This window comes from Microbacterium sp. NPDC058345 (assembly GCF_042723855.1).
Taxonomy (GTDB): Bacteria; Actinomycetota; Actinomycetes; order Actinomycetales; family Microbacteriaceae; genus Microbacterium.
The window spans coordinates 1,365,385-1,376,992 of record NZ_JBHXIG010000001.1 but is presented as its reverse complement, the minus strand read 5'-3'; the positions used below and the strand labels follow the sequence as shown (position 1 = coordinate 1,376,992).

Annotated in this window: 10 protein-coding genes and 1 tRNA gene; 1 reads left to right on the top strand and 10 read right to left on the bottom strand. The window is 69.2% G+C overall.

Annotated features, from left to right (window positions below; translation table 11 throughout):
* Positions 1–52: 52 nt before the first annotated feature.
* Positions 53–123 (top strand) — tRNA-Gly (locus tag ACFWH5_RS06465).
* A gap of 40 nt (positions 124–163) precedes the next feature.
* On the opposite strand, the gene ACFWH5_RS06460 is transcribed toward ACFWH5_RS06465, so the two are convergent.
* The 10 genes from ACFWH5_RS06460 to ACFWH5_RS06415 all read right to left on the bottom strand — a co-directional run bounded on the left by ACFWH5_RS06460 (position 164) and on the right by ACFWH5_RS06415 (position 11,501).
* Positions 164–1,738, bottom strand: coding sequence for a GMC oxidoreductase (locus ACFWH5_RS06460; protein ID WP_378833024.1), 1,575 nt, complete (start codon positions 1,736–1,738; stop codon positions 164–166).
* A 21-nt stretch (positions 1,739–1,759) separates the two neighbouring features.
* Positions 1,760–3,253, bottom strand: a complete 1,494-nt coding sequence (locus ACFWH5_RS06455) for an MFS transporter (RefSeq protein WP_378833022.1) — start codon at positions 3,251–3,253, stop codon at positions 1,760–1,762.
* A gap of 125 nt (positions 3,254–3,378) precedes the next feature.
* Positions 3,379–4,368 (bottom strand): fumarylacetoacetate hydrolase family protein, encoded by a 990-nt coding sequence (locus tag ACFWH5_RS06450; protein ID WP_378833019.1) that lies wholly within the window; start codon positions 4,366–4,368, stop codon positions 3,379–3,381.
* Positions 4,365–5,387: an amidohydrolase family protein gene (locus ACFWH5_RS06445; RefSeq protein WP_378833016.1), complete on the bottom strand. Its 1,023-nt coding sequence runs from the start codon at positions 5,385–5,387 to the stop codon at positions 4,365–4,367. The genes ACFWH5_RS06450 and ACFWH5_RS06445 overlap by 4 nt, the downstream gene beginning before the upstream one ends.
* Positions 5,384–6,517, bottom strand: a complete 1,134-nt coding sequence (locus ACFWH5_RS06440) for an FAD-dependent monooxygenase (protein ID WP_378833014.1) — start codon at positions 6,515–6,517, stop codon at positions 5,384–5,386. The genes ACFWH5_RS06445 and ACFWH5_RS06440 overlap by 4 nt, the downstream gene beginning before the upstream one ends.
* Positions 6,518–6,560: 43 nt before the next feature.
* On the bottom strand, positions 6,561–7,559 hold the full coding sequence (locus ACFWH5_RS06435; protein WP_378833012.1) for a cyclase family protein: 999 nt from the start codon (positions 7,557–7,559) through the stop codon (positions 6,561–6,563).
* On the bottom strand, positions 7,556–8,527 hold the full coding sequence (locus tag ACFWH5_RS06430) for a fumarylacetoacetate hydrolase family protein (protein ID WP_378833010.1): 972 nt from the start codon (positions 8,525–8,527) through the stop codon (positions 7,556–7,558). The genes ACFWH5_RS06435 and ACFWH5_RS06430 overlap by 4 nt, the downstream gene beginning before the upstream one ends.
* A gap of 85 nt (positions 8,528–8,612) precedes the next feature.
* Positions 8,613–9,629, bottom strand: coding sequence for a VOC family protein (locus ACFWH5_RS06425; RefSeq protein WP_378833009.1), 1,017 nt, complete (start codon positions 9,627–9,629; stop codon positions 8,613–8,615).
* Positions 9,630–9,693: 64 nt separating this feature from the next.
* Positions 9,694–10,452, bottom strand: coding sequence for a hypothetical protein (locus ACFWH5_RS06420; RefSeq protein ID WP_378833008.1), 759 nt, complete (start codon positions 10,450–10,452; stop codon positions 9,694–9,696).
* Positions 10,449–11,501: a Gfo/Idh/MocA family protein gene (locus ACFWH5_RS06415; protein ID WP_378833006.1), complete on the bottom strand. Its 1,053-nt coding sequence runs from the start codon at positions 11,499–11,501 to the stop codon at positions 10,449–10,451. Before ACFWH5_RS06415 ends, ACFWH5_RS06420 begins: the two co-directional genes overlap by 4 nt.
* Positions 11,502–11,608: the final 107 nt, after the last annotated feature.

Genomic DNA, 11,608 nt, shown 5'->3' with positions numbered 1-11,608 from the left:
GCGTGCGGCTGCGGCCGGGTTTGTTATGCTGGCCAGGCGCCGTGAGGCGTTCGGGGCTGTAGTTCAATGGCAGAACTTCTGCTTCCCAAGCAGACAGCGCGGGTTCGATTCCCGTCAGCCCCTCCGATGTGCCCGATGCTTCCGGGCATCCCCTCCCCGCGGGTCACCGTGTGCCCGAGATCCTCTCGGAGAGCGCTCGCGCCGCACGCACCGCGATCGCCACACTCATGAGCGTGGGGTTCATCGTGTTGGCCGTCGGGATGAGACCGTTGCCACCGACGATGAGGTTCTCGAAGCCCCACACCCGCGAGTACGGATCGGCGACCGAGGTCTCGGAGTCGACGCCCGCTCGCATGGTTCCCATGTAATGCAGGCTCGATCCGTTCGGCAGGAGCCGCGGTTCGGCGACGAAGGATCCCAGCGCCGCGCCCGCGCGCTTCAGACGCTCGGTCGCGGCGGCGATCTCGCTCTCCTCGACCTCCGTCAGCGCGTACTCGATCGTCATGTTCGGCAGCCCGCGGTAGTCGAGTTCGTCCTCGGAGAACGACACGCCGTCATCGACGCGCGGATGCTTCCGCACGCCGTAGCCCATGTTCACGTATCCCCAGCGGTTGCCGGCGAGAGGGTGCGCGGGGTCGAGCGGAAACGGCGGGTTCTCGGCGTACATGACCTGCAGCGAGAAGGGGTGATCGGGTTCGGAGAACGGAATGCGGTTGACGGCCGCCACCGGGTCGGCCGGGTTCAGCGCGCGACGCTCCAGCTCGACCTCGAGCTCGGCGTCGGTGACGAGCGCACCCATGCGGTCGGGGTCCAGCGCCACGGTCGAGATCACGACGTGGTGCTCGGTGAGGTAGCGTCCGAGCGCGGCGGGCCGGATGCCGGAGGCCCAGAGAAGCTGCGGGGAGCGGAAGGCATCGGCGGCGACCACCACGGCGTCCGCGGCGATCGTCGAGAGCGTCCGCGTACGCAGATCCTCGACCTCCAGCCCCGTGACGCGTCCCTCGGCGTGCGTGATGCGGCGCACCAGGCTGAGGTCGCGCAGTTCGAATCGCGAGGCGAGCTCGCTCGCCTCATCGAGAAGCGGGCCGAGGACGGTGTCCGCACCGGCCCAGAGCATGGACCCGTCCGGCTGGGGATCGCCCGCGACGGGCAGGGTGCTCACGCCGTACCCGTCGGGAAGCTCCGCGCCGAACTCGCCTTCGAGAAGCGACCGGATGGCCGCACCCACCGGGGAGGCGGCGAACGCCGCGCTCTGGTGATGCAGCAGTCCTTCGGCCGTCGAGATGAGCTGCTCCCATTCGGCTTCGTCCACGAAGGGGAGCTTCTCGCTGAACGCAGGCCGTGGGATCGCGCATGTCCAATGCGCTCCCTGTCCCCCGACGTTCGTCGCGGCCGCGGCCGCAGGGAACGTCGGAGCATGCGCCGAGCCCTCCCCGCCGAAGTCCAGCAGGTGAGTGCCCTGGCGGGCGGTGAACATGCCCTCGACGACCGCGCCGGCGGGGATGCCGAGCGACTCGCGGAACGCGCCGGCCTGCGGGCCCTGCGACATCTCGCGCGCGCGGGCCTTCTCGTCGGCGTCGGCGATGTTGCGTACGCTCGAGCCGGCGGGTGTCGTCACCTGAGGTCCTGCCTCGAGCATGAGCACCCTCGCTGTGGCCGAGGTCTCCAGGATCGTCCGGGCGAACGCCGCGCCGATCGGGCCGCTGCCGACGATCGCGATGAGGGGTGAGTCGTTCATGGTTCTCTCCTTCGAGACGGTTCAGGCGGTCGCGGGGACCGGCGCGATCGCGGGTTCGGTGGGGTTCTCGTCGGACAGACGGCCTGCGGGAAGGAACGCCGCCACAACGACACCCAGAGCGTAGACGGCCGCCAACGCCGCGAACACGGGCGCATACACGTCGTGGTAGATCTCGGCGACGGCGTCCTGCAGCGCCTCTGTCGCGGTGTGCACGGCCTGCGGGGTGAGCGTCGCAGCGTCCAGCGCCGACGGCAAGAGCGCGGCGACGCCGAAGCCGACGATGCCGCCGATGATCGCCGTTCCGAGCGTGGAGCCGATCTGACGGACCAGATTCGTCGTGGCGGTCACGGCGCCGAGGGATTCACGGGGCGCGGCGCTCTGCACGACGGCGAAGATCAGGTTCATGAACGCACCGGTTCCCACGCCGACGACCGACATCACCGCGGCCGGCGCCCACAACGGCAGTCCGAGAGGAAGGAGCGCCATGCCGAGCATGCCGAGGGCACCGAGGATCGTGCCGAGGATCGGGTACAGGCGGTAGCGACCGCTGCGGCTGACGAGGAAGCCGGTCACCAGGTTGCCGATCAGCATCCCCAGCACCGTCGCGATCGGCACGACGCCCGACACGGTGGCGCTTGTGCGATACGCCATCTGGAAGTACGTCGGCAGATACGAGGTCATCGCGAACAGCCCGGCGCCGATGATGGCGCTGAGCGCGAGACACGAGGCGATCGTGCGGTCGCGGAAGAGCGGGAGCGGAAGGATCGGCGCGGCCGCGCGGCGCTCGATGAGGACGAACGCCAGGAGCCCGATCGCGGCGATCACCAGGCACACCAGAGCCTGCGGGCGGATGGGACCCTCGCCGAACCAGGTCACGGCGAGCACGAGCGCGACGAGAGAGAGTGTGAAGATCATCGCGCCGGGAATGTCGAAACGTGGATGCGCTCCGCCCGGCAGAGCAGGCACGGCGATGAGCGCAACGACCAGGGCGACGATGCCGACCGGGACGTTCACCCAGAAGACCCATGACCAGCTCAGATAGTCGGTGATGAGGCCGCCGAGCAGCGGACCGACGACGATCGCGACGGGAAACGCCGATCCGATGATCGCCATGAAGCGCGGTCGCTCGCGCGGGCTCGTGACACGGGCGACGATCGTCTGGGACATGAGCTGCAGTCCGGCCGAGCTCATTCCCTGGGCGATTCGCGACGCGACGAGCGATTCCATGCTCGGGGCGAAGCCGCAGACCGCGGACGCGAGGATGAACAGCACGAGCGAGGCGACGAACACCCGGCGTGGACCCAGCACGTCGCCGAGCTTGCCGAGCACGGGAAGCATCACCGTGGCCGCGAGCGTGTACCCGACCATGATCCAGCTCATGTGCTCGAGCGCACCGAGCTGACCGCCGATCGTGGCGATCGACGTCGAGACGACGGTATGGTCGAGGGCTCCGAGAAAGGAGACGACGAGGAGAGATCCGACCAGGAGGCGGAGGCGGAGCGGAGAGAGAGTCATGACGGGGGCACCCGTACGACCGGGTGATCGACGCGACCTGGTGTGCCGCTGCGGCGTCCGTGCCGAGCGAACGGACTCACTGAGCCCCGACGTCGACTCGATCATATCGCTACTTCTGTCTGTTTTCAACTGAAGTGTCGATCGGTCCTGTCACGGAGGCGGGGACGCACGCGAGCCCGAGGGATTCGCGGTGCCGCTACGCGGTCACCGACGGTGTTCTCGATCTCTCCGACCCCTTCGATCCACATCCGCACGACGTCACCCGGCTCGAGAGGCGGAGGCGCTGCATCCGCGAGCCGCCCCCACAGCTCACCCAGGCACCCGCCGTTCCCGACCGTGCCCGATCCGAGCACATCGCCGGGCACCACGACGGAGTTGCGTGAGGCGTACGCGACGAGCTCGGAGAACGGCCAGCCCATGTTCGAGACGAGGTCCTCGCCGATCAGCTCGCCGTTGATGTGCAGCTCGGCGCGGATGGCGAGGAATCCCTCGTCATCCAGGTGCGGATCGAGCTCGTCAGCCGTGACGATCCAGGGGCCCAGCGTGAGGGCGAAATCCTTCCCCTTCGCGGGACCGAGCCGCACCTTCATCTCCCGCGACTGGAGGTCCCTGGCCGACCAGTCGTTCATGACCGTGTAGCCGAAGATGTGCGCGGCCGCGGCGGCAGGGTCGAGGTTCTCGCCGAGAGACCCGGGGACGGACCCGATCACGGCTGCGAGCTCGAGCTCGACGTCTAGACGGCGGGTCTCCGGCACGTCGATGCGCACGCCCGTGCCCCGCACCGTGTGCGGGTTCGTGAAATAGAACGTCGGCGCCTCGTACCACTCCGGCACGACCTCGCTCTTGCCGTCGACCGAGGCGCTCACGCCTTCCACATGCTCCTCGAAGGCGACGAAGTCGCGCACGGATGCCGGCACGATCGGCGCGAGCAGGCGCACACTCGTCAGCGGCACGCCGCGACCCGACTCGAACTCCGCCTGGCGGTTCAGCGCCTGCGCGAGGCCACCCGACAGCAGGGCCGCGACGGTCACGCCCTCGGGGAAGGCCACGGCCGTGTCACCGACGACGACCCCCTCGACGACCGAATCGTCCGTCGACCAGCGCGCGATCCTCACGCCCGCACCCGGGTGTCGAGCAGCTGTTCGGCGTTCCCGCCGGCGATGCGGTCGACGATCTCCTTCGGCAGCGACGCCGAGCCGAGGAACGCGACCGGGTCATCCAGTCCCATGTCGAAGGGGTAATCGGTCCCGAGAAGCACCCGCGATCCGCCGACGGTCTCGACGAGGCGCCGCAACGCGACCGGATCGTGCACGACGGTGTCGAACCACAGCCGTCGCAGGTAGGTCGAGGGCGCGTGCTCGCATCCCCGCGCCTCCGGCCTGGCCTTCCACGCGTGGTCGGATCGCCCGATCGACAGCGGCAGGTAGCCGCCGCCGTGCGCCACGACGATGCGCAGGCCGGGATGCCGATCGAGCACACCGGAGAAGATCAGGTGCGACAGCGCGACGGCGTTCTCGGTCGGCTGGCCGACGGTGTTCGACAGGTAGAAACGGTCGAGACGCTCGTCGAGCGAGCAGCCGAACGGGTGCAGGAACACGACGCAGCCGAGCTCGGCCGCTCGCGCCCAGAAGGGCTCGAGTCGGGAATCGGACAACTCGACGTCGCCGGCGAACGACGAGATCTCGACGCCTGCGAGCCCGCGCCCGAGCACGGCGTCATCGAGGTACTCCACGATGCGCTCCGGATGCTGCAGCGGTACCAGGCCGAGCCCGACCAGACGATCGGGGGCTTCGGCCACATGCTCGGCGATGAGACGGTTCGCCTCGCCGGCCGCCCACACGGCGATGCCCTCGGGCGCCCAGGGGTAGAAGTGGTTCGGCGAGGCGCTGACCCACTGGCGGTGAACACCCTGCTCGTCCATGTCGGCGAGTCGGGCACGCACGTCGGTGAGCTTCTGGATGCGAGCTCCGATCATGCCGCCGTTGACTTTCAGGCTCTCGGCGCCGTTGCGGCGAAGCTCGAGCGCCGCCGCCTCGGCCACGAGCTCGGGGGCGCGCTGCTCGACTCCCGCCTGCAACGACGGGAGCAGGACGTGCGCGTGGACGTCGACGATCACGTTCAGCCCGCCGCTCATGCCGGCTGCGCCGTGAGTTGAGCGACCCGGAACATGAGGCCGCCGGCGTCAGCATCCCGCACGCCGTCGAGCTGCCACTGGCCGAGCTGCACGGACGCTTCGACGACGGCCGAAGCGCGCGGCAGGCGGCGCGCATGGAACTCGGACCACAGCGACTCGTCGATGACGTCGCGGTGCACCAGGAGCTCCGTCAGCACGATCGCATCCTCCAGACCCTGGGCCGCGCCCTGCGCGATGGTCGGAGGACAGCTGTGCGCGGCGTCGCCGATGATGACGACCCGTCCGCGGTTCCACGGCTCCTCGACGAGGTGCCGCGTGAACCAGGTGTAATTGGCGCTCGCACCCGCCTCGATGTCGGCGCGGATCGCGTTCCACGGTCCGTCGTAGGCGCGGGACTGCTCGAGCATGATGCGGCGCGACTCGTCGGCGTCGACTCCGAAGCGATCCTGCGCCTTCTCGACGAGGAACGCGTACATCGTGTCATCGCCGGTCGGCGTGTACCCGGCGATGTACATCGGTCCCCCGTAGTACAGCTCGCTGCGCTCAACGTCGGGCGGCAACGAGACGAACGAGCGCCAGATGCCCATGCCGGTCGGCTCGGGCGTGACGTCGATGCCGATCAGCCCGCGCACAGCCGAGTTGAGGCCGTCCGCCCCGATGACGAGGTCGAAGGACCCCGCCGAGCCGCTCACGAGCAGCAGCTCGACCTCGTCGCCGGTCTGCTCGACGCCGGTGACGACCGAATCGAAGGTCACGCGGGCGCCGGCCCGCTGCGCCGCTGTCAGCAGGATCCGCGCGAGGTCTGGGCGGGACATGCCCATCGTCGACGGGTAATCCGGCCCCCCGGTTTTGAGGTCGGGCAGCGAGGCCACGACCGGGGCGCCGGGACCGGGCGCTCGGAGATTCAGACCTTCGAAGGCCTTGCCTGCGGCGGCGACCTCCTCCCACACGCCGAGCTGATCGAAGGCGCGCAGGGCGTTGCCCTGAAGGGTGATGCCGGAGCCGAGAGCGCTGAGCTCGGGCTTCGCCTCGAAGACCTCGACCGCGACTCCCGCGCGGGCGAGCTGGATGGCGGCGGCGAGCCCGGACACTCCTGCGCCGACGATGGCGACGCGCTGCACTGCAGTCATGTTCAGAACCTCTCTGTTCCGTGTTGTTGTCTGTGTGGCCGGCTCAGAGCACGGCGACGGGGTTGATGGGCGAGCCGACGGCTCCGGTGATGGGAAGCGGCGGAGCCGAGAGGAAGAACTCCCAGCTTCTTCGCTCGAGGCACGCCTCCGCCAGCTCGTCGAGGTTCCACATCTCGCCGATGGTGAGCCCCATGTTCGGGATCACGACCTGGTGGAGTGGCTGGAAGGCGGGTGCATCGAACTCGTTCGGTCGCACCTCGAAGCCCCAGGTGTCGGTCGCTATCGCGGCGATCTCGGAGCGATGGAGCCACCCGGCGGTCGTCAGCGAGAGTCCCGGCGCGGCGCCTCCCGCATAGTCGCCCCAGCCTTCCCGTCGGGTCCGCGCGTACTGTCCCGTCCGGATCAGCACGATGTCACCGCGGCCGACGCGGCTGCTCTCGCCCTGCGCGGCGATGCACGCCTCGATGTCGGCGGCGGTGATGGCGTAGCCGTCCGCGAGCTCCCCCGACCCGGGTTCCAGGTGTCGTCCGAGGTCGAGGAGCACACCTCGACCGACGATGACGCCGGCCGCGTGCTCGATCCCCGTCACCAGATCGCCGTCGCTGGTGACGACGTCGCCCGCACGGCGGCCGTTCCATGCTCGTCCGTGGTCGAAGATGTGGCCGAGGCCGTCCCACTGGGTCGAGCACTGCAGCGGCATCGCGATGACGTCGTCCGCGCCTCCGAGGCCGTGCGGGAAACCCTGGCTGCCGCGCTCCGCATCCGTGCCCGTGTCGGTCATCGTGTGCACGGGGTTCGTGCGACGCCGCCAGCCCTTCTGCGGGCCGTCGGTGTCGAAGCGCTGGGCGAGCGAGACGACCCGTCCGGACTCGACGAGCGACGCCGCGCGCGCTCGAGCGGCGTCGTCGATGAAGTTGAGAGTGCCGAGGACGTCGTCCTCGCCCCAACGCCCCCAGTTGCGGTACGCGGTCGCACGGGAGGTGATCTCCGCGGCGGGGTCGTCGCGGTCGAGCGCTGTCGGGTCCTCGTCGCGGATGCTCATGCGGAGGCCTCCGCGACGCACCGCACGACCTGCGCGCCGAGTCCGGTGATCGTCCCGCGCATCTCGTCGCCGTCCTGCAGGAATCGCTTCCAGTGCTGCCCGTTGCCGGCGGGGCTTCCGGTGAGAAGGAGGTCACCGGGGAGGAGTGGCATCGTCTGGCTCGCGGCCGAGATCAGCGCGGGGACGTCGAAGAGCAGATCACTCGAGGAGGAGTCCTGCTTGATCTCGCCGTTGAGCGCGAGCGTCACCCGCACGTCGGACGGGTCGATGAGGCCGGACGGCACGAGGAACGGCCCTGTCGGCAGGAACCCCGGGGCGTTCTTCGAGCGGTACCAATCGGTGCCGATCTCCTTCATGTCCTTACGGAACACGAGGTCTCGGGTCGTGATGTCGTTGACGATCGTGTAGCCGGCGACGTGGTCGAGCGCATCCTCACGGGAGACGCGGAAGGCCTCGCGTCCGATCACGACGGCGAGCTCCAGCTCCCAGTCATGGACCTCGCTGTACGCGGGAAGCGCGAGCGGAACGTCATCGCCGACCACGCACGCGGGCAGGCCGATGAAGAAGTACGGTTCGCCGTTCGCGGCACGCTCGTCCATCATCTCCGCCGCGAAGGCGCGGGCCTCCTCGGGGGTGCGCTCGGTGTTCTGGGTGAGTCCTGCGGCGACGAGCTCGATCACATGCTGCCGGTAGTTGGCCCCGGTCTGCAGCACCTGTCGTGGCTCGACCGGCGCGCAGAGCGTCACCTCGTCGAGCGGCCGCCACGGTCCGTCTGCGTCGACGAGCGCGGCGAGACGCTCCCACCCGGCGGAGGCGTCAGCCAGGAACGCGTTCAGATCGTCGGCGCCGAGTTCGGCATGACCGACGGGGCGGATACGGCGTCCCGCGACCAGTCCCAGGCTCACCCGGTCTCCGTCGCGGAAGCGCGCGAGGGCGAAGCGGTTGTCGAGTTCTCTCTCGGAAGTCATCGTGATTCCTTGATCGTGCGGAGTGGTGCGAGGGATGCCGATGCCGGGGATGCCGACCGCCCCTCACCGGTCGGCATCCCGCGTCTCACCCCTGGCCGTGCTTGGCGTACGGGTTGAACAGGGCTTCCTTGATCTCGTCGGGCACGCCTTCCTCCGTCGCGGACGGCCCATCCGCGGGTGGGAAGGACTCGGTCATCGACATCGGCATCGCACCGTTGCGGTAGAAGTTGTTCGATCCGAGCGAGGGCTTCCAGGTGTTGGCCTCCCAGTCCGGCACGTAGTTGCGGTAGCCACCGGTGTTGAGCTCGATCCGCAGCGTCGACGGCTCGCGGTAATACAGGAAGGTCTGCTCGCCGATGCCGTGGATGTTGGGACCGTACTCGATCGGAATGCCGTTCTCCATCAGGGTGTCGGCGGCGATGAGCAGCTCTTCACGGGTGTCGACCCAGAAGGCGTAGTGGTTCACCCGGCCGGCGCGCGTGGACCCGTCGAGCACCACGCCGAGGTCGTGCGACTTCTCGTTGGTGGTGAGCACGGAGAACACCGAGATGGGTGCTTCGTCGAGCACTGTGCGGGCCATGAACCGGAAGCCGAGCACGTCGACGTACCACTTCACGAAGGCGTCCACGTCGGCGGTCGCGACGGTGACATGGTCGAGCTGTCGCGGGGCACCGGCGACCTTGCTGCGCTTCTCGGGGCGATCCGGGTAGATGGACGCGGCCTCGGTCGTCGACTGGTGGCGCTCGACGTCCCAGTGCAGAGTCATGTCGTGACCGAACGGTCCGGTGAAGCGGTACGCGCGGCCGATCTTGAACCCGTCGATCCACTCGCCCTGGATGCCGGCCGCCTCGATGCGCTTCGCGGCCTCCTCGAGCGCCTCGGCGCTCGAGGTCCGCCATGCCATGGTCTCGAGCGCGGGCTCCTCCCCCGGGACCACCACGACCGAAAACGCGTAGTAGTCGCCCCAGCAGCGCAGATACACCCGATCGTCTTCGCGGGCCACCTCGGTGAGGCCGACCTGGGTCTTGTAGAACTCCACTGAGGCCTCGACGTCGGGCGACGTGATCGCCACGTACGAGAGGTGGGAGAGCAGCTTGATCATCATCGATCCTTTCGATACCGGCCGTGTCATCCGGCCGGTATCCACTATCGCCAGGCGAGACGCATCAGGGAATCCGTGGTTGCCGATCCGTGTCATCAGCTTCAGTTATGAGTCGAAGGAAATGATCGGCGACGCGGGAATCGCGGCGAAGCCTCACCAGGTCCGTGGCGTGCACTCCCGATCGACGGACCTCGACCGCACGGCGGAGGGTGACCCGCGCCGCATCCTCCCAGCGCTCCGGCAGCACGAGTTCACCGTCCTCGTCGGCGATGCGCACGCGCACCGACCGACGCTCGTCGTCGACGCGGATCTCGACGCGAGACGGTCCGATCGCGGCGATCCTGAGCGCCGCAGCCGACGCCTCCCGACGGCGCAGCTGGAGCGTCACGACGGCGTCTCCCGCACGGGCGTCGGCGATCCCCCCGAATCGCGTCGCGGCTCCCGCCCCGGGCCGCAGCTCGGCGCCCGCGAGCGCCCCGGCCCACGCCGCCGCATCCGTCATGACGGCGTGCAGCTGCGCGGTCGGGGCGGTGACCTCGATCTCGATCCGCGGGAACCACTCCCGCCGAGCCACGACATCCTGCTCCACATCAGGTCGGAACCAGAGCCGCTCGAGGATCACGGATGCCCCGAGCGGAGGGTCGAGACCTGCTGATCCGTCGGGCGTGAGGATCGCGAGCTGGTCCGCCCGGCATTCCGCCGCCCGTGACCCGACCACGATGTCCGCGTCGTGCATGCTCGGCGCGGTCACCGCCGACTCGGTCAGCTCGGCCAGGGCGATCCGGTACCTCGCATCGTCGGTGAACACACGCACGGCCGTCATGACGCCCCGCTCTCTCGGATCCACTGCGCCGAGGCATCGGCGATGGCGACGGCGTAATGGCCGTCGGCCCTGATCTCGTCGTACTCGCGGGGTTCCTCACCGGAGAGCAGGGATGCCAACCCGCGCCACTCGGCGACGTAGCCGTCGGTCCGCTCCCGAGGGTGCTCGGTGCGAGCGCCGTTGATGCCGCGCACCATGACTCCGGCGCTTCCTGCATGCACGAACGCTGGCGGGAAGGAGATCTCCACCTCGTCCACCTCGGTGAGCAGGCGCAAGGTCCACGCGGCATCCGCCCCGCTGGGAAGCATGACGGCCGTAAGGGAGATCGGGATGCCGTCGGCGATCAGCCCGATCGCGTAGCCGATGGGCGCGACGGGCCGCGCGTACACGACGCGCTCGAATTGCGGTGCGAGGTCACGGATGAGGGGGAGGTCGTGCACCGCGAGTCCCAGCACCAGGCTGCGGACCACCGCGGCCGCGAACCCGGGGTCGCTCCAGTCAGGCGCGGGCCGCGAGGCGTTCGACGACGCGGTGGCCGCCTCGCTCACGACGGCGTGGTAGCGGTCGTTGGGGGGAAGCGCGAGACTCGCCGTCATCGACTCGATGCGCCCGCCGTGTGCCAGCAGGTGCTTCTTCGCTCGCGTCCACGCCGGGTCGTAGACGTGGTTGGTCCCGACGACGAGAGCCGCTCCTCGAGCACTGCATTCGTCGATCACGGCATCGACCTCCTCGTGCGTGAGCCCGATCGGCTTCTCGCAGAGGATCGCACGCTTGCCCGCGCGCAGGGCGGCGAGGATCTGTTCCGCGTGGTGTTCCGGTGGACTGCAGATCACGACGACCTCGACGTCGGGATCCCCCAAGAGCGCGTCGATGCCGGCCGACGAGCGGGCGCCGACCGACTCGGCGAGCCGATCGGCCCTGCCGCTTCCCGCGTCGGCGACGTGCACGACCGCGAAAGCACCCCCTATGCGCGCGAGCGTCGGAGCGTGCAGCGCCCAGGCACCCGGCCCGGCCCCGATGATCCCCACTCCGTACGGCTTACCCGCCATGCGCCGATCTCCTCGCAAAGGGCTACACTGGCCACTTAAGCCGAAAGCCTACATAAGATGCGCCGATCTCGACACTACGCACATCAGACAGGCCCGGAGTCTTCTTC